The 17,396-nt window shown below is 41.0% G+C and carries 14 protein-coding genes; 10 read left to right on the top strand and 4 right to left on the bottom strand.

The genetic code is table 11. From position 1 onward, the window contains the following. Positions 1-13 precede the first annotated feature (13 nt). Positions 14-2,431 (bottom strand): cytochrome P450, encoded by a 2,418-nt coding sequence (locus BN2425_RS21375; protein ID WP_074433113.1) that lies wholly within the window; start codon positions 2,429-2,431, stop codon positions 14-16. A 647-nt stretch (positions 2,432-3,078) separates the two neighbouring features. Between BN2425_RS21375 and BN2425_RS21365 the strand changes: the two genes are divergently transcribed. Together BN2425_RS21365 and BN2425_RS21360 are read left to right on the top strand one after the other, a co-directional pair. Continuing rightward, positions 3,079-5,313 (top strand): molybdopterin oxidoreductase family protein, encoded by a 2,235-nt coding sequence (locus BN2425_RS21365; protein ID WP_042463954.1) that lies wholly within the window; start codon positions 3,079-3,081, stop codon positions 5,311-5,313. 6 nt (positions 5,314-5,319) lie between these two features. Continuing rightward, positions 5,320-5,718 carry a hypothetical protein gene (locus BN2425_RS21360; RefSeq protein WP_042463951.1) on the top strand — a complete coding sequence of 133 codons (399 nt, stop codon included), beginning with the start codon at positions 5,320-5,322 and terminating at the stop codon, positions 5,716-5,718. A 72-nt stretch (positions 5,719-5,790) separates the two neighbouring features. Here BN2425_RS21360 and BN2425_RS21355 read toward each other — a convergent pair whose 3' ends face one another. Beyond that, a complete protein-coding gene (locus tag BN2425_RS21355) occupies positions 5,791-6,132 on the bottom strand; it encodes a hypothetical protein (RefSeq protein ID WP_042463949.1) in 342 nt (113 codons plus the stop codon). 271 nt (positions 6,133-6,403) lie between these two features. Between BN2425_RS21355 and BN2425_RS21350 the strand changes: the two genes are divergently transcribed. Continuing rightward, positions 6,404-7,393, top strand: a complete 990-nt coding sequence (locus BN2425_RS21350) for a VanW family protein (protein ID WP_042463947.1) — start codon at positions 6,404-6,406, stop codon at positions 7,391-7,393. Between the two features lie 49 nt (positions 7,394-7,442). On the opposite strand, the gene BN2425_RS21345 is transcribed toward BN2425_RS21350, so the two are convergent. Continuing rightward, on the bottom strand, positions 7,443-7,649 hold the full coding sequence (locus BN2425_RS21345; protein WP_074433110.1) for a methionine aminopeptidase: 207 nt from the start codon (positions 7,647-7,649) through the stop codon (positions 7,443-7,445). A 460-nt stretch (positions 7,650-8,109) separates the two neighbouring features. On the opposite strand from BN2425_RS21345, the gene BN2425_RS22830 reads away from it, so the two are divergent. The 4 genes from BN2425_RS22830 (at position 8,110) to BN2425_RS21330 (ending at position 10,911) form a co-directional block, all read left to right on the top strand. Beyond that, the gene (locus tag BN2425_RS22830; RefSeq protein WP_195891977.1) at positions 8,110-8,286 is read left to right on the top strand and encodes a hypothetical protein; all 177 of its coding nucleotides are present in this window, start codon (positions 8,110-8,112) and stop codon (positions 8,284-8,286) included. Positions 8,287-8,415: 129 nt separating this feature from the next. After that, positions 8,416-8,763 carry a PadR family transcriptional regulator gene (locus tag BN2425_RS21340; protein WP_042463945.1) on the top strand — a complete coding sequence of 116 codons (348 nt, stop codon included), beginning with the start codon at positions 8,416-8,418 and terminating at the stop codon, positions 8,761-8,763. Then, positions 8,744-9,382, top strand: a complete 639-nt coding sequence (locus BN2425_RS21335) for an HAAS signaling domain-containing protein (RefSeq protein WP_042463943.1) — start codon at positions 8,744-8,746, stop codon at positions 9,380-9,382. The genes BN2425_RS21340 and BN2425_RS21335 overlap by 20 nt, the downstream gene beginning before the upstream one ends. Before the next feature lie 68 nt (positions 9,383-9,450). Then, positions 9,451-10,911, top strand: a complete 1,461-nt coding sequence (locus tag BN2425_RS21330) for a DUF4153 domain-containing protein (RefSeq protein ID WP_052352986.1) — start codon at positions 9,451-9,453, stop codon at positions 10,909-10,911. Positions 10,912-11,192: 281 nt separating this feature from the next. Here the strand turns inward: BN2425_RS21330 and BN2425_RS21325 are convergent, their stop codons facing one another. Next, positions 11,193-11,981 (bottom strand): TIGR00266 family protein, encoded by a 789-nt coding sequence (locus BN2425_RS21325; RefSeq protein WP_042463941.1) that lies wholly within the window; start codon positions 11,979-11,981, stop codon positions 11,193-11,195. A 330-nt stretch (positions 11,982-12,311) separates the two neighbouring features. Here BN2425_RS21325 and BN2425_RS21320 point away from each other — a divergent pair, with 330 nt between their 5' ends. The 3 genes from BN2425_RS21320 to BN2425_RS21310 all read left to right on the top strand — a co-directional run bounded on the left by BN2425_RS21320 (position 12,312) and on the right by BN2425_RS21310 (position 17,372). Then, positions 12,312-14,060: a SulP family inorganic anion transporter gene (locus tag BN2425_RS21320; RefSeq protein ID WP_042463938.1), complete on the top strand. Its 1,749-nt coding sequence runs from the start codon at positions 12,312-12,314 to the stop codon at positions 14,058-14,060. Between the two features lie 23 nt (positions 14,061-14,083). After that, positions 14,084-14,440 (top strand): ArsR/SmtB family transcription factor, encoded by a 357-nt coding sequence (locus tag BN2425_RS21315; RefSeq protein ID WP_042463937.1) that lies wholly within the window; start codon positions 14,084-14,086, stop codon positions 14,438-14,440. Between the two features lie 523 nt (positions 14,441-14,963). Next, positions 14,964-17,372 (top strand): pectate lyase family protein, encoded by a 2,409-nt coding sequence (locus BN2425_RS21310; protein ID WP_052352985.1) that lies wholly within the window; start codon positions 14,964-14,966, stop codon positions 17,370-17,372. The last annotated feature ends 24 nt before the right edge of the window (positions 17,373-17,396 follow it).

The raw sequence follows: 17,396 nt of genomic DNA, 5'->3' as shown, positions 1-17,396 counted from the left end.
TCTGCTTTTTAACCTAATTTGTGCTTGCTGTATGAAGTGGTGTTAATAGTTGGATAAACCTTTCAAACGGCATTTCACAAGCTGGATACTTTTCTAGGAGGTCTAACATCGTGACCTTTTCTTCAGATACATGTGCTGTGAATGGCCCCTCTTCAAGCAGTGCCTCGAGTTCTTTCCTATGTGGTGGACAAACGGTATAGGCCGCCAGTTCTTTGATTTGTTCAGGAGTGGCAGTTTCTTGTAGACCGACACTATAGCTTAACAAATCCCACGCACGAACAGGAAAATGGAGTGGAAGGTGATGATATTCGAGTGCGCTGCCATTTAGGACCATTTGTGTATTAACTTCTAACCCATATCGGTTAAGAGCTCGTTCTACCAATGGGGCTGGATTAGCAAAAGGCATAATTGGAAGATTCTCTTGGCTGGCCGATTCTGGGGCCTCATTTAAAAACTGTATTGTTAAAGCTTCATCAGCCTGATTTAAAGGAAGATCCAGGTCTAAACCCAATGCCTCTATAACTGTTGGCCATAATTGCTCATTCCAATCTTCTACCTGTCGATCGAAATCACTACTTGCATCACCTTGTCCTTTAGGAGCGATTCTTAAGGCCCCTTTTTCAGCGAACTTTTCATCAATTAAATTCGGTATATTTTGATAGGTGCTTGCCCAGTTGGTATCACCACAGCCAAAAACTGTGTAGCGGAGACCGCTTAAATCAATATCATCATTTTCTTGTAGCCATTTAACAAACTTACGTGCATTTTTGGGCGGTTTACCATTATAAGATGCCGTAACGATGTAAATGACTCCTTCCTTAGGAAGCTTGCCGGCAAACTCATCGAGAGGGGCACAAGTAGCTTGAAACCCTTTCGCTTTTCCAGTTTCAGCTAGATTACGAGCAATTCCCTCGGCGGTACCGAGGTTTGAGCCATACAGGACGAGCAGCGGCGTAAGATGGGTGATAAATGAGGTTGTCTGCAAATGAAGCGGCAGTTTTTCCTCCTCTTGAGCTGCTGGAACCATTCCGGGGATTACAAAACTAATAGACTCTTGCTGTTCACGCGGACGTACCTGCATGGTTAGTCCATCAGGTTTTAGAGTCAATGTTTCCTTAATCTTTAATTGATAATTAGTATGATCAATCAAATCAAAGCTTTTTAAAATCATCCCAATCAAGAGGGTTGCTTCATGCATAGCAAACTGCTGACCAATACAAGCTCGCTGCCCATTTCCGAAAGGTTTAAAGGCAAAGTGGGGAACCCTTTTGGGATCCTCGAATCGCTCGGGCCTAAATTCTTCCACATCGTCTCCCCAAGCCTGTTTGTCACGATGCAAATTAAGGTTTAGGATGTTCACAACATCTCTTTTCTTAATAGCATATTTTCCTGCCAGAACAGTGTCCTCTTTAGCATAAAGCGAAAATATCGGTGCTGTAGGCCATAATCTCAGGGCCTCGTTGAGAATCATTCTTATGTATTTTAAATTTCGCACTTGCTGATAGGTCGGGACTGCACCTGTTATGACACGATCAACTTCTTCATAAGCCTTAGCCAGCTTATCCGGATGCTTCATCAGAAAATACAAGGCAAATGACAATAAACCGCTGGTTGTTTCATGTCCGGCAATCAAGAAGGTAATGATTTGATAACGAATGTTTTCATCCGTTAATTTTTCTCCCGTGGCAGGATCTTCACAGTTGAGCATTCTTGAAAGCAGGTCGTCAGCATCTTGTTCGTCGCTCGCTTTTCTTTCTTGGATAATCCGGTCAACAAGAGAAAACATGTACTCAATATCCCGATTAAATTGCTGCCGGCTCTTTACCATTAGCTTATCTTGAATGCCAAGCCGATTGCTTTGATGCATCGCCTCATCCAAGGCACGGGCCATCGACTTAATAAACCGGTGCGGTTTTTCTCGATAAAAACTGTTAAACCGATAATTAAAGCCGCATAGACCAATCGTATCCAACGTCAATCTGGTCATATCCTCAGGGACATCGATGCTCTCATCCGAGTTCAGCCGTGCCCATTTTTGAATGAGCTGTGATGCAATATCCACCATCATTAGATGATACCCTTTCATCGCACTCTGGCTAAAAGCGGGCAGCAGGATATTGTGCGCCTTCTTCCAATTTTCTTCCTTTGTCCAGCTGGTAAACAACCCATCCCCTGAAAATGAACGAACCTTTTTAAGCGGTGCATTTACCAGTTTATCGAACCGGGATTCATCACAAACATCTTTGGCCAATTCTTCAGAGGTAACAAATATGCCTGTTCCAGTAGGGAATTTCACTTTAAAGATCGGTCCATACTGAGCACCCAATTTCATAATCGATTGGGAGGGGGCGTTTAGGTCCAGCTGAGGAAGGTTTCCTAGCGGTCCATATGTTTTGGGTTGGGGAATCTCAGTGAATTCAGCAGTAATCATGCTCTTCAATTACACCTTCCTTTCAATAACTGTTTCGAATTTTTATAATATTAAAATAATATTTTAATAGATTATATCATGTAAACAGCTTTTGCATAAGTAGCTAAAAGTCGAAAAAATATGACATAAAACAACAATTTTCTTAGATTTCGACAAAACAGGGAGGGCGGAGAAATAAGGAATGCTATTGAAACCGCTTACATATTACATTGGGAAAACTAAGGTAATGGTGAAAATTGTCTTAAGCTCTTATTTAAGGTGAAAATGAATCTTTCGTTATACCGATAAAACAAAGTCCTCAGGTTGGAACATGTTTGAATAGAATGATTACAGTCTATTTCGGATTACCGACGTTGATATAGTATGTGATAAAAACTTTGTGGTTTGAATAGGATGATAAAAAGATGTAAAGGAAGTGAGCTACATGAATCAATCTTCCTCCCTTTCATACCAACAATTATTAGTTCCTCCATTCCGAAAAGAAACCGACCTATCTAGTGCGGAGCTCCCAATTTATTCTGCAATGAATCCAGTTGTTCCACCATTTCTCCCATACAGAAGTGTCTCAAGATTTCCAAGGTTCCCCTCATATCAGGAACAACTACAAATAGTTAAACTTCACGTAAACGATAAGCAGGTGTGAGAGAATGGCATGGGAACACTCACGAGTTGATATGAATATTTATTCCCAAGGTAAAGTGGAACGCTTTGTTTATTCGACATGCAATATATGTTCAAATGGGTGCGGCTGTTATATTGCCGTTAAAGATAATAAGATAGTGGGGATTATGGGAAATGAGGATTATCCGGTCAATCGAGGTCGGTTAGGCCCAAAAGGAGAAAATCAGTGGTGGGCCAATAACAGCTTAGATCGATTATCATCCCCGCTGATCCGCCATAATGGCAAGCTTTTGCCCGCAAGCTGGGAAGATGCATATTCCTTGTTAACGGAAAAAACAAAAGACATCATAAAGCGAAAAGGTCCCAGCGGCCTAGCCGTTTATCATACAGGCCAAGCCTATCTAGAAGAATATTATACAATTAGCAAAATTACCCGCGCCGGGTTAAGGATGCATCATGTCGATGCTAATACTAGATTATGTACGGCAACTGCGGAATGGTCACTAATTGAAAGCTTTGGTTCAGATGGGCCTCCAGCATGCCAAGAAGATATAGATGTCACAGAGGTTGTTGTGTTTTGGGGGAGAAATTCCAATGAAACCAATACAGTTTTTTGGGAACGTGTTCTCCAGGCCAGAAAAAGGAACGGTACGAAAATAATTGAAATTGATACACGCAGAGATTTAAGCGATAAAATGGCAGATTTGTCCCTTCAACCTAGAAGCGGAACAAATGTAGCCCTTGCGAACGGCATTATTCATTTACTTATTCAAAATAATTGGATTGATCATCACTACATTAACTCTTATACGGTTGGTTTTTCTGAATTAAAACAGTCCGTTGCACGTTATACTCCTGCGTTGGTAGAGCAGATTACCGGCATCCGTGTAAGTAAAATTTACCAATGTGCTGAATGGATTGGGACATCGAAGTCCACTGTTTCTATTTTATTGCAAGGTGTGTACCAAAGCATGGATGCTACAGCGGCAGCCACACTAGTGAACTCCATGCACTTGATTATGGGTAAAATCGGTAAACCTGGATCAGGCCCTTTTCAACATGCTGGGCAGCCGAGTGCGATGTCGAATCGGGAAGTGGGCGGAGCCGGTTTTTATCCAGGTTATCGAAACAACAGTAATTCTAAACATATAAAGGAAATTGCGGAGCTTTGGAACGTCGACCCTGAAATATTGCCGGTTGGGCCGCAAACCTACATTAATGATATCGTTCAGTTACTAGAGCAGGGCGAAATTGAGCTGCTGTGGGTCATTTTCACGAACCCTGCTGTTTCTTTGCCAAATCGAAATAAAATGATCGAGGTTCTGAAAAAAACATTTCTCGTCGTCCAAGACCCGTTTTTAAGCGAAACAGCGGAGTTAGCTGATCTTGTGCTCCCTACAGCCATGTGGGGAGAAAAAGAAGGGACCATGACTAATTTAGAGAGAAGGGTCAATGTGTTGAGGAAAGCGGTTGACCCGCCCTTTAACCTTCCTTCTGATTTTGAGATTCTATTAGAGTTCTCGAAACGAATGGATTTTAAAGACCGTAACGGCCGGCCGCTCATTACCTACAGAACTCCAGAAGAAGCGTTCAATGAATGGAGACACGTCTCAAAAGGAAGACCATGTGATATGTCTGGAATGACATATGAGAAAATGGAACAGTTAGGTGGAATTCAATGGCCCTGCAATGAGCAATACCCTAACGGGAAGGAGCGTTTATATACTGATAACCGCTTCCCAACAAACGTTGACGAATCGGAGTCTTATGGAAGAGACCTGCTGACAGGCAGGGCGAGAACCAGAGAGGAGTTTCAGGCAATAAATGCAAATGGCAGGGCAATCCTTTATGGATTTGATTGGGCACCGCCACTTGAAATTCCGTCAGACGAATATCCTTTTGAACTGAACACCGGTAGACTTGTGTATCAATGGCATACACGAACAAAAACCGGTCGGGCGCCGATGCTGCATTTAGCTTCACCGGAGGCATATGTAGAAATTAACCCAGCAGATGCCAAAGAGCTTGAAATCTATATGGGGGATCTAATTCGAATAACAACGAAAAGAGGAGAAATTCAGGTTCCCGCCCGAATCACGGATGCTGTAAGTTCAGGAGCCATTTTTATACCATTTCATTATGGGACATTGACTGAAAATCAAGCTGCCAATGTGTTGACCTTAGAAACCTGGGATTTGGTCTCCAAACAGCCGCATTTTAAAAATGGAGCCTGTAGAATTGAAAAAATACACATTTCATGAGGGGCGATGAAGTTGATTCCGGGGGTAATAGCGGATATTCAGCAGGTTTGTCAAAATATAATAGCAGAAGTTAATGAAAAATTAAAGTTGGAAAATAACCCTCTTCTGTTTAGAATTCAGCATGTTGTGAGGGAATATCAGTTTCATTTGCGTTCCCTATCATCAGCATCAAGTAACCCCGAGCTTCAAAAAAAACATTGGGGTGTTTTATACAGAGCTGGAGATGCGATAGATGAAATGTCCATTCTTCTTCACAATACAACGCCAGTACCAATTAAAGACGATGTGGATTATTTGAAACAACAGTTGGTATTCTTCACGACTGAAGTGGTTCAGTTGTATGGGAAACGCGAGTCTTTGTATATCATTACTCCGAAGTTTCAAGAATTGGCAAAATTATGGTGATCGAATCTTTAATAACCTTAAGGCCGCTGCTTTAGCGGCCTTTTGTTATGCTTGAGTTAAACTGAATAATCTTCATTTATTTTCCTTATCAGCTGCTTTTTTCTTATCACTTAATGTTCGATATATTTGAGTATGCAAACTGCCCTCTGCAACATGTTCCAAGAAGAAAGGCCCAATTAGCTCTAGATATTCATCATCCTCAAACATTTTCTTGTTTTGTAATTCCATTTCAGCTAAACCTTCATATGTAGCAAGCAGAGCATAGGTATGGTCTGCTCCAGAGATGGGTGTTAATATTTCAACAGAATGATTGTAATTTTCAACTCTAAACTTTTTTATTTCTCTTAGGTTGTCAATCCCTTCCTTAAACTTTTCCTGTTTAATCACAAATGTTTGGTAAATGATTACAGACATGTCCTGCACCCCCAAAAAAGTAAACAAACTTATATTTATTATGGTTGTAAAATCGAAAGTTATTCCCTTTCCTTGAAAGGGAATTAGTAAAATTTATACATGGTTTTTTATACTAGCAGTAGTAAAATAGAAAAATAACAATATGTCATTCATGTTAAAAATATGACAAAAAACGAAATTGATTTGGAAAAAATATGAAACTTTAATTTCTTCGCAGCGTCTATTATGGTGTCAGTTAGTACATGATTTATTTAGAAGGGGTTCTGTAAGGATGAAAAGGCTTAAACCAGTTATTTCACTTTTGTTAGCCGGTAGTTTAATAGGATTAGTTGGCTGTGGTGAAAACCAGCTTAAAGAAAAAGAAGCTAAAGCCAGTGAACAGCAGGGGAAGATCACTAATACAAAAAACCAGGTGGAGAAAAAAGAGGAAAAACCTGTAGTGGTCAACATAGTTGAACCCGAAACGAAAAAAATTATAAAATCGTTTATTCCTAAAGATTTTGGCTATAAAACAGATATAGAACAATACAAAGTTGAACTTGAAAAATGGGCAAAAGAATTGGCGAGAGGTACGGAGGCCGCACCTGGATATGACGAACGAATGATTCTTGATAAAATTGATGCCAATGGACAGGTTATAAAAGGCTCTCCACAAACTGTTCTGGATGAAGAAGAGTTAACGGATAGGCTGCTTCAGGCATCAGAAAAAGGTGGCAATGTAGAATTGCCATTATACGTAACGGCTAGTGGATATAACGTAGAAGACGTGTCCCATCTGGGAGAAGTCGTTGTGGCCGCCTATACGACAAAATTTAATAGCAATGTAGCAGGGAGAACCAAAAATATTGAATTATCGGCCCAAGCAATCAACAATCTTATTATTGGTAACGGGGACTCCTTCTCTTTTAATACAACGGTGGGTCCAAGTGATGCTGCCCACGGTTATCAAAAGGCTGAAGAAATAATGGATGGTAAATTGGTTGAAGGTTATGGCGGCGGAATTTGTCAAACATCCTCCACCTTGTTTAATGCGGTTGATCAATTGGGTGTCAGTTATATTGAAAAGCACAACCATTCCCTTCATGTGGGATATGTGCCGACAGGCCGTGACGCCACTGTCTCATATGGGGGCAAGGATTTTAGGTTTAAGAATACCACCGGAGTGCCGTTGTTAGTTAAGGCGATTGTCGGAAAAGGCACATTGACGATAGAACTCCGTACCTCAAGAATATATAGCGAGCAGATGAAAAAAGCTGTTTAACATCAAATCCCTTCCATATTTTTATGGAAGGGATATTAGATTTTATCTTCTATCTCATTTCTTCCCAATCTGCATAATGGCCGCTTCCCTGACAACCAGGACAATCAAATGAGTTAAAATAGGCGAATTCATTATACGGGTACACCGTATAGCCGCGACCGTAGCAATCCGGGCATTTGCCCTGCTCTTTCATATTGGAGAGATGGGATTGGTACCTAGACTCTCTCCATTGATTAAATGAGTTGAGTAATCCCATTTATTTCACCTCATTGTTTTTCAATTAGTCATAATTGAAGAGTTTTTGTCCAAATAAAACCGTCTAAATACGGTGGTTTAGAACTTTTCTTTTAGTATGGGCTAAATTGGAATATTTATGCTTTTATTTAAAAAAAGGCTCTGTAAAATTTGGCTGTTGATTTGCGCTCCAGTCGCTCGCTTTCCTCGGCACTCCCGCAGGAGTCGAGCGCCTTCCGCTCCAATCAACAGAGTAAAAAAAATCAACATTATCGTTTAACAAAGCCTAAAAAAACAAGTATTTTCAATGTTTCTGGTTCCGTATTAGCCGGAAATGCTATCATGTTATAATATTTTTATGTGAATTTACTCGTTTTTGTGATTACTTTTGTTAAAAATTTCAACCCTCACAGTAAGGCTCAAGTGTGTGGAATAAGGATAAATCATTGCCATAATCTAATACTAATGATGAGGTGATGAGCATGAAAGATTGGAATGGACAGTCTGCACCGAATAATAATTTACATCCGAAAACACTTAGGTTAGGGAATTTTGTGGGGGACCAAACAACCGATCATGAGTTTTCCGAAGAGTTATCAGATGGCGGGGAACGTGACGAGTTTATTAACCGACAGAGAAAAAACCTGAAAATGAAATAATAGCAGAAGGAAAAAGTGACGAAATCAGATCGTCACTTTTTTGTTGGAAGTTTTCAGATAACTCCTTTACAATTTTTATTTATTCGTGTAGAATTTCTATGTACCTAATAAAACTAGGTAGGTGATAGAGTGTTTAACCGTGAGCTTGTAAAAGGAAGTACCTCTTTAATTTTGCTGCAGCTTTTGAATGAGCGCAATATGTATGGATATGAATTGGTGAAAGAGCTTGAAAAGCGCAGTGATCATGGATTAAGTGTGAAGGAAGGGACGTTATACCCAGCACTTCACAAGCTGGAAAAGCAAGAATACATTGATTGCTACTGGCAGGAACAAGAAAAAGGGCCAGCCAGAAAATATTATCGGATTACCGAAGCTGGCAGGGAATTGTTACGTGAAAAAACTCGCGAATGGCAGGACTTTGTTAAGGTTATGAACAAAGTGATTGGGAGATCAAATCATGGTACGGCCGAAGAGTAAATTTCTTAATGCATTGGCTAGGGGATTGGGGGACCATCTGGAAAAAGACAATATTCTTCGAGAATATGAAGCACATATCGATGAAATTTTATTGGAGTCTCTTGATTGCAACGATGAAGAGGAAATGATGAACCGTCTTGTTTCCCGGCTTGGCAGCCCGGATGAAATCGTTCAAATGTGGAAAGAAGAGCTGTCTGTCACTCCAAGTAATATGAAATGGCTGTTCATCTTATTGAACATTGTTCTCTTTTGCGGTGGCAGTCTTTTAACCTTAGTACACAATCTTTATGAATGGGACTGGATAACTAAGGTTTGGAATTACTTAACAGCGATCCCAACATTGATTGCCTTTCTCTATATGTTTTTTTGGGCCTTGCTGGGGTATGAAATCGGCAGAGGTTTTGGCCATGGGGGGAGGAGACTCCTTCGAACCACATTTTTACTTTCGCTAATCCCAAACTTAACCTTAATGATTTTAACGGTTTTTGAAGTTATTCCACATGGATGGTTTGCTCCATTACTAACAAAGACTTTTATTGTAGCTTGTATCGTTTTTACCATGGTTCTATACCCGATTAGCTGGTTAGGATACCGTTGGGGCAGGAAAGCGTCGATATAAGCATTTTTTTGCATAACTACCTAGAAATTCAATGTATATAGATTATCTATGAAGAGAGGTAATGAACAGTGAAACAGGAATGGGTTAAGAAAGATGGTTTCTTTTTCGTTCTCTGCCTTCTGCTTGGGATGCTAGCAGAAGAGTCTTTTTTTCGAGGACAGGTAGGCATTTCATTTATTATTTTTATCATTGCCTTTTATACGGTCTTTTTTTGGCGATACCGGGCCATTTCGTTATCTCATCAGCGTTTAGGCTATCTAGTTTTGTGCTGTGTATGGCTATTGGCAGCGAGTTACATGTTAAACGACAATGCTCTATTCCGGGTATTAAATATATTGATCATTCCGGGCTTGGTTATATTTCATTTAGTGTTGGTTACAAGTCCTAACCAGATAAAATGGAATCAGCCAGCATTTGTCACTTTTATATTATTGAGAATTTTTGCAGCGATAAAGTACATTTTCCAATTTGCGGCAGCTGTTGGAACTGGGGTGAAACAGGGGGCAAAGGAGGATAAACTAGTTATTTGGAAGAAAGTTTTGATCGGTATTGTCATTTCTATTCCTGTTTTGTTTGTTGTTTTAACCTTACTCATGTCAGCAGATAGCCAATTTGAACGGTTGGTAGGAAGTGTTCCGAACTGGTTTAAGGTTATTAATGCAGAGGAAGTTATTCGGTTTCTCATTGTCGTCATCACTACATTGTGCTTTTTTGGATTTATGCAAGTGCTTTTACAAAAACCAATCAAGGTGTTCAAAAATCCGGAAAAATCCATTGCCTTTCAATTAGATACTATTATTACCATTACGGTGCTTATATTAATAAATGCAGTTTATGTTCTGTTTACGGTGGTTCAATTTAAATATTTCTTTGGCGGCTCACTGCAAGCAGACTATACGTACGCTGAGTATGCAAGAAAAGGATTCTTTGAACTGCTTTTCGTAACACTAATTAATTTTTCAATTACGGTAGCGGTTCTGACTCTTGCTTTTCAAGCTGGAAAGGGAATGAAACGTCTCATCCAAGTGCTGTTAACGGTTTTAATTTTGACTAGTTCTATTATGCTTTGTTCAGCATTTCTCCGCTTAAGTATGTATGAAGAAGCTTACGGATTTACGTTTACAAGAGTCCTTGCCCATTCATTTATGATTTTTTTAATCTTAATTTTTGCTTATACATTGGTAAAAATTTGGATGGCAAAACTTTCATTGTTGCATTTTTACTTCATCACATCGTTATTGTATTATACAGCCATCGCCGTGATGGATTTGGATAAAATCGTAGTAGAGGAAAATATTCAGCGTTATGAAACATATGGAAAAATTGATGTGCATTATTTGAATAGGTTGTCCTACACTGGGGTGCTTGGTTTAACTGAACTGTATAAAACGGATCCTCATATCCCTGAACTTGCCAGCATTTTGCAAGAGCGGAAAAACGAAGCACTCACAGCAAGTTATCCTTGGCAGTCTTATAATTTGAAAAGGGGACAGGTAAATAAAGTGCTTAGAGAGCTGGAAGTAAAATAGTTTTATTAAACAAAAAAATGGGATCGATTGATCCCGTTTCAGACTGTGGGCAAATCCGAAGAAATTCGATTTGCCCACAGTCTTTTTTGCCCTTTTAATGGGGGCTGTTGATTTGCGCTCCAGGCGCTTCGCGGACCTTATGGCGTTGCGGTGAGCCTCCTCGGAGAGTACCGCGCCTGCGGGGTCTCCCCAGCCCCGTACTCCCGCAGGAGTCGAGCGCCTTCCGCTTCAATCAACAGAGTTAAAAAATCAACATTATCGTTTAACAGAGCCTATTTTTTTTAATCTCCGTTAAACATATCAAAAAGTCCTCTGGCAATGCTTCCCTCGTCTTTGCCACCGCCGCGGTGTGGGGCAGCAGCAAATACACGGCTTGCAAGACGGCTGAATGGAAGAGATTGTACCCAGACGGAACCAGGGCCTCTTAATGTGGCAAAGAATAATCCTTCACCGCCAAACAACGCTGTTTTAACGCCCTTAACAAATTCGATGTCGTATTGAACATTGCTCGTCATGGCAACTAAACATCCGGTATCCACACGTAAAGTTTGACCAGGAAGGAGGTCTTTCTTAGTAATGGTTCCGCCAGCATGGACAAACGCCATCCCGTCACCTTCAAGTTTTTGCATGATAAAACCTTCGCCGCCAAAGAACCCAACGCCAATTTTTCTTTGAAATTCTATTCCCACTTGAACACCTTTGGCTGCAGCTAGAAATGCATCTTTTTGACAAATAATTTTGCCATTATATTGACTTAGGTCCATAGGAATGATTTTTCCTGGATAGGGGGAGGCAAAAGAAACATGGCGTTTGGCTGTGCCGGCATTCGTGAAGGTAGTCATGAATAAACTTTCACCTGTAAGAACACGTTTCCCAGCAGAAAATAGCTTGCCCATAAGGCCACCACCACCGCTAGCCCCATCGCCAAAGATGGTCTCCATATGTATGTCATCTTCCATCATCATAAAGCTTCCTGCTTCTGCAATCACTGTTTCCTGCGGATCAAGCTCTACTTCGACAAACTGCATGTCATCCCCATAAATCTTGTAATCAATTTCGTGGTTATTCATGGCTCTTCCCTCCACACATTTTTCTTATTCCCTCTAATTGTAAAATATTTAGGAAAAAAGTGCTATTTTTTTCTGAGATAATTAAAAAAGGCGCCTGTTAAAAAACAGGCGCCTTTGCGTATTGCGGCGAGTAAACCACACTCCACATTGTGCGTTCCTAAAAGGAAATGTTTCTCGACTTACGCAACTCAGCTCATCGCTATGCTATTGTAACACTTCCAGTTAAAAAAGACAAATGGAAATTTCGTGAAAAAATCCTTGCATCTTTCAAACTATTATTCTATATTCAAATAATCAGATATACAAAAATAAGAAGATAGAAGGGTGAATATGTTACCAGATAATAGGTTCCATCAATATTCAATCTCAAGCCTGCCAAAAGATTTCCTTTCCGGGGTGATCGTAGGTGTCATTGCGATTCCGCTTGGTATGGCATTCGCAATTGCTTCCGGAGTGAAGCCAGAGTATGGAATCTATACGACCATTGTTGCCGGAATTCTTATTTCCTTATTTGGGGGCTCAAAGTACCAAATTGGCGGTCCAACCGGTGCATTTATTCCGATATTGTTCGGAATTGTCATGACATACGGTTACGAAAATCTGCTTATTGCTGGATTTATGGCGGGAATCATGCTTCTGTTAATGGGAATCTTTAAACTGGGATCGTTGATAAAGTATATCCCAAGACCGGTAACCATTGGATTTACGGCTGGAATCGCAATAACTATTTTTACAGGACAAATTGCCAGCTTCCTAGGTTTAGAGGGAATAAAAAAACACGAAGAATTTATCCTTAATGGAAAGGAAATTTTCGTTCATCTCCACACCCTAAATGGTTACAGTCTATTCACAGCAATTATTTGTTTAGTCACGATCATAATCACTCCTAAAATTGCGCCAAAGGTTCCCGGTCCCCTCATTGGACTCTTAATATCTACCTTTGTGGCTTCTATTTTTTACCCAGGTGAAGTAGCTACGATTGGAACGGCTTATGGGCAAATTCCCAGTTCATTGCCGCGGCTTCATTTCCCCGAAGTGAATATGGATGTGATCGTTAGTTTAATAAAGCCGGCGTTTGTCATTGCCATGCTGGGGGGCATTGAATCACTTCTTTCTGCGGTGGTAGCAGATGGTATGACCAGCAGCCGGCATAACAGCAACAAGGAGTTAATTGGACAGGGAATTGCCAATATGATTACTCCGCTTTTTGGAGGCATCCCGGCAACTGGTGCAATCGCCCGTACGGCTACTAATATTAAAAATGGAGCGGTGTCGCCTTTATCAGGAGTGATACATGGTATTGTTGTATTGCTGGTATTATTATTCTTTGCCCCATACGCTTCTTATATTCCATTGGCGAGTATGGCACCGATCTTAATGATCGTTGCGTGGAATATGAGTGAGCGGAAAGTGTTTGCTCAAGTGTTAAAAACAAAATCTACGGATTCACTTGTTCTTGTGGTGACCTTTTTATTAACTGTCTTTGTTAATCTAACTACAGCTGTCGAAGTCGGGCTGGTGATGGCAGCGATATTATTTACCAAACGGATGAGCGATTTGATGGTTACAGCAAAGGCTTTGCCAAACCGTGGACACAAACATGAAAAGATGGCATCCGGTGTGGTGACAGATACGCACGATTGTCCGCAAATTAGTATCTTTAACGTAGAAGGTCCGCTGTTCTTCGGTGCAGCCGATTCTTTTGAAAAAACCATTATGAGTACCATCGATTACCACCCAAAAATCTTATTGTTAAGGATGGGCCGTGTCCCTTTTATGGATACAACAGGGGAAGCCAATTTATCAAGTATTGTCCGTCACTTTTCTAAAAGTGGTATAGTATTAATATCTGGGTTGAATTCGCAGCCAGAAAGCGTTCTGCAAAAAACTGGGTTATATGACATCATTGGCAAGGAGCACTTTTTTGAACATACCGGAGATGCTATCCAATATGGACTAAATCATATTAATCAAACTAAGTGTTTAGGATGCAGGCATTATGCATTTAAGGAATGTAAGAGTCTTTCTGGGAGTGAGACAGTTGAAACTAGCGGCAAAAAGTTAACGGCAACCTTCTAGTAACAAGAAAAGGTGATGATAAATTGAATTTGGATATGCAGCGATTTAAAGCTGAATTTTTTAAAGCACTTGCCCATCCATTACGGATTCGGATATTAGAGATTTTGGCTGAAGGGGATCAAAGTGTAAATGAGATCCAAAGCCTTGCCGGGAGTGAGGGGTCTGCTGTATCTCAGCAGCTGCAAATCCTCCGTGCGAAAAATATTGTCTCTGGGACAAAAGAGGGGAATAAGGTCATTTACACCCTTAAAGATCCGATGATTATTGAATTGCTTGCCGTCGCCCGGCAAATATTCAATAATCATTTAGTTGAGATTATTACCATACTTGATAAGTTTAAGGATGATGAAGAACAAACAGGAACAACGCCGAAGAATTAATCTCTTCGGCGCTTTTTGTATGCTTTGTTGTTTTTCACTATTAATCACTGAAACCCCAAATAAATGAAAAGGAACTTTCTAAATTTTATTCTGAGGACGAGTTAATTCAACTAATAGATGAATTGGATGCTTTAGGAGAGATTCAAGATGGAACTGTAACTGAGCACAGGGCAGGGCTAAAAGTAAATCAATTATTGATCCCGAAAGGTTAGTTAAAAAGTATAAACATGGTGCTTTAACGCCAGTGGAAGGTTTTGAAAATAGAGAAGATAAGGAGGTATGGAGAAAGCATATTCCTAAGTCTCTAAAAACTAGAATTCGTGATGGGAAAATTGTAAGTTTAAATACCTAAATATATTAATCTAAATTCTAAAATTCTTTCATGTATCCTTGAAAACGTTTTCGATATAATGAGACCCAGAAAGGAGGAAATCAATGGAAATTGGGGCTGCGGAAGCGTTAATTTGAGAGAAAATGGTGGAATATTGTTGGCACAAAATGGAGTAAGGGAAGGTGGTTCAAAATGTTTTTTTCAAAAGCAAAGAAAGGCATCGGTATCGTCTTAGCGGCAATGTTGGTGTTGTCAACTTTCGTGTATGTACCGATTTTAGCTAATGATTCCCCTGCTTTAGCGGCTTCTAATGAAATAATTGCCAAAGAATCCGGGACCTGGTTTGAGACCGCTTTTGCGACTTGGACAGGAAGTAACGACGCCGACTATAAAGTTTATGTCCGAGGAGAAAACATCGTCGATTGGCGCGATGGAAGCTTGATCAAAGACTTCTTAACAGACTGGACTTTAGTTAATGACGAAGCAAACAAACTGTTGGTTCGTGTAGTGGACGAAGCCCGCGGCACTTGGCGAGTGGATATTCCCGGCCTGCCTAAAGGGCAATATGAAATCCAGATTCGAAACAGTGATGGGAAAGTCCTTGAGACCATTTCCAATCTAGAAACGCGCTCATTCCCGCGTAACGGAGCTGCGTTTGTTCCTTCAAATCAAAATGAATTCGAAGGAAATCATGAATTTGCTTTAGATGGAGCTGTCGGCGGCTACCTGCCAGATGGACGCGTAAATCCTAAGGCGAAAATCATTTATGTCACCGAAAAAAATAAAGGCACTACATTCTGGGGAAATGCAGTATTTCAGACAGATCGAGGAGCTACTCCAAATCAACGTACGCCGTTAATCGTTCGTTTCTTAGGGAAAATTACCGGCGATGACCGCTTAGTCGGTGCCGGCAACGGAAATATCACCTTTGAAGGAATCGGTCCGGATGCACTGCTTTATGGATGGGGTATTCGTACCGGAGGCGCCCACAATATTGTCATCCGCAACCTGAACTTCGATTATTGGCCAAATGACGCTATTGAACTTAATGGTAATAACGCTGCCACAAGAGGTTCCAATTATTGGGTACATAACAACAGCTTCGGTTATGGCCAAAACCTGTACCTTGCCAAGGCAATCGATCCGGACCAAGCGAAAGGCGACGGCGCCGTTGATATCACCAACCATGCAAGAAACTACACCATTGCCTATAACCACTTCAGCGGCAGCAGTAAGGTCATGCTGATTGGTGGCGGTCCTAGCTCCATCAGCGCGCACTATGGAACCATCGATCATAACTGGTTCGAGGGTTCTGAAGAACGGACACCACGGGTCCGTAACGGACGCGTTCACGTCTTCAACAACCTCTACCAAAATGTTCAAGGGCATCCATACCATAACACTCTCTTTGACCGTAATACGGGTTATGGAATCGGTGCTGCCCATAATGCCAACATTTGGGCAGAGGGGAATATCTTTGACAATGTCAATTTCCCATTCTTAAGAAGCCGTCAAGGTCACGCAAGAGGCTTCCAACCTAATGATTACGGATCTGACTTGCCTTCTGGAACGCCAAATGCCGGATATAACCACTTCTTCGGTGATGCCCCGGGATTTATCGTGTCCTATGAAGCCGTGACGCAAGGGGACTTTCCTGAAACGTTAGAAGGATTTAGAGCACTTACCGATGTTATGCCTGGCATTACCCAAGAAGACCTGGATGCTCTTAGAGAAGCTGCCCTGAAACTTCAACCAAATGTACTTGACGAAAGCTCTGCCAAAAACTTTAATGTCAAAGAAGATGTGGGAATCGTCGTTGCTCATGATTCGACCACTACTAATCCAAATATGACAACAAGTCCGGCAGCGCAATTGGATTGGAAATTTAGGCCTAGTGAAAAAGGGGTTTGGCCAACGGGTACAGCGGAACATTCCCAGGCTTTACGAACTGAAATTGAATCTTATTCCGGTGCCCAACATTCTCCGAAAGCACAAGAGGTGCCAACAACTCCAGAGATTTCAAGTGTTGTGATTAATGATGAAGCACGTTCTGCGGTGGGAGAGTTTATTGAAGCACCGGGTAAAATCGTTGTATATAAAGATACCTTTACCGTCAACTGGATGAATACAGAAGTATTGACAGAAAACTATGAAATTCAATGGGATCAAGGTTCTAATGAGTGGATAACCCTGAAGACCATTAAAGCCAATGGCCGTCCGACCAGCTTTATAACCCAGGATATCGATCAGTTTGCCAATCTGAGAGCCATTCTTGCCAAAGCAGAAGAAGGCGGTGCTTATTCATTCCGAGTCCGCGCCCTCAACTCAGCGGGTGCAAGTGAATGGTCGGATGTGTATCTGGTCGGCGAGTTGAAAGTGGTGGATGCTGCGCCTTCAGCAGTCGTCCATAAACAGAAAGGCAATCAAAATGAGCTGACAGTGACCGTAACAGAAACGTATCAAAATCGCCAAACCCATGATATTTCCGAAACCTTCACTATTGAAAACAATGCGGAAGGCACTTACAGTGTCGGCGACTACAAAGTCTTTGTCAACACAAAAGGAAACGGACAAATTCGCGCGTGCTACATCGTGAAGTAAGAAAAAGCCATTTAATTGAAAACC

Source organism: Neobacillus dielmonensis (assembly GCF_000612665.1).
Classification (GTDB): domain Bacteria; phylum Bacillota; class Bacilli; order Bacillales; family Cytobacillaceae; genus Neobacillus; species Neobacillus dielmonensis.
This window is presented reverse-complemented; position numbering and strand designations above follow the sequence as displayed.

Coding starts and splice junctions, on each gene's coding strand:
- BN2425_RS21345 (WP_074433110.1), bottom strand. CDS start 7,649: ATGGGATTACTCAACTCATTTAATCAATGGAGAGAGTCTAGGTACCAA.
- BN2425_RS21320 (WP_042463938.1), top strand. CDS start 12,312: ATGTTACCAGATAATAGGTTCCATCAATATTCAATCTCAAGCCTGCCA.
- BN2425_RS21355 (WP_042463949.1), bottom strand. CDS start 6,132: ATGTCTGTAATCATTTACCAAACATTTGTGATTAAACAGGAAAAGTTT.
- BN2425_RS21310 (WP_052352985.1), top strand. CDS start 14,964: ATGTTTTTTTCAAAAGCAAAGAAAGGCATCGGTATCGTCTTAGCGGCA.
- BN2425_RS21325 (WP_042463941.1), bottom strand. CDS start 11,981: ATGAATAACCACGAAATTGATTACAAGATTTATGGGGATGACATGCAG.
- BN2425_RS21360 (WP_042463951.1), top strand. CDS start 5,320: ATGAAGTTGATTCCGGGGGTAATAGCGGATATTCAGCAGGTTTGTCAA.
- BN2425_RS21375 (WP_074433113.1), bottom strand. CDS start 2,431: ATGATTACTGCTGAATTCACTGAGATTCCCCAACCCAAAACATATGGA.
- BN2425_RS21350 (WP_042463947.1), top strand. CDS start 6,404: ATGAAAAGGCTTAAACCAGTTATTTCACTTTTGTTAGCCGGTAGTTTA.
- BN2425_RS21365 (WP_042463954.1), top strand. CDS start 3,079: ATGGCATGGGAACACTCACGAGTTGATATGAATATTTATTCCCAAGGT.
- BN2425_RS22830 (WP_195891977.1), top strand. CDS start 8,110: ATGAAAGATTGGAATGGACAGTCTGCACCGAATAATAATTTACATCCG.
- BN2425_RS21335 (WP_042463943.1), top strand. CDS start 8,744: ATGGTACGGCCGAAGAGTAAATTTCTTAATGCATTGGCTAGGGGATTG.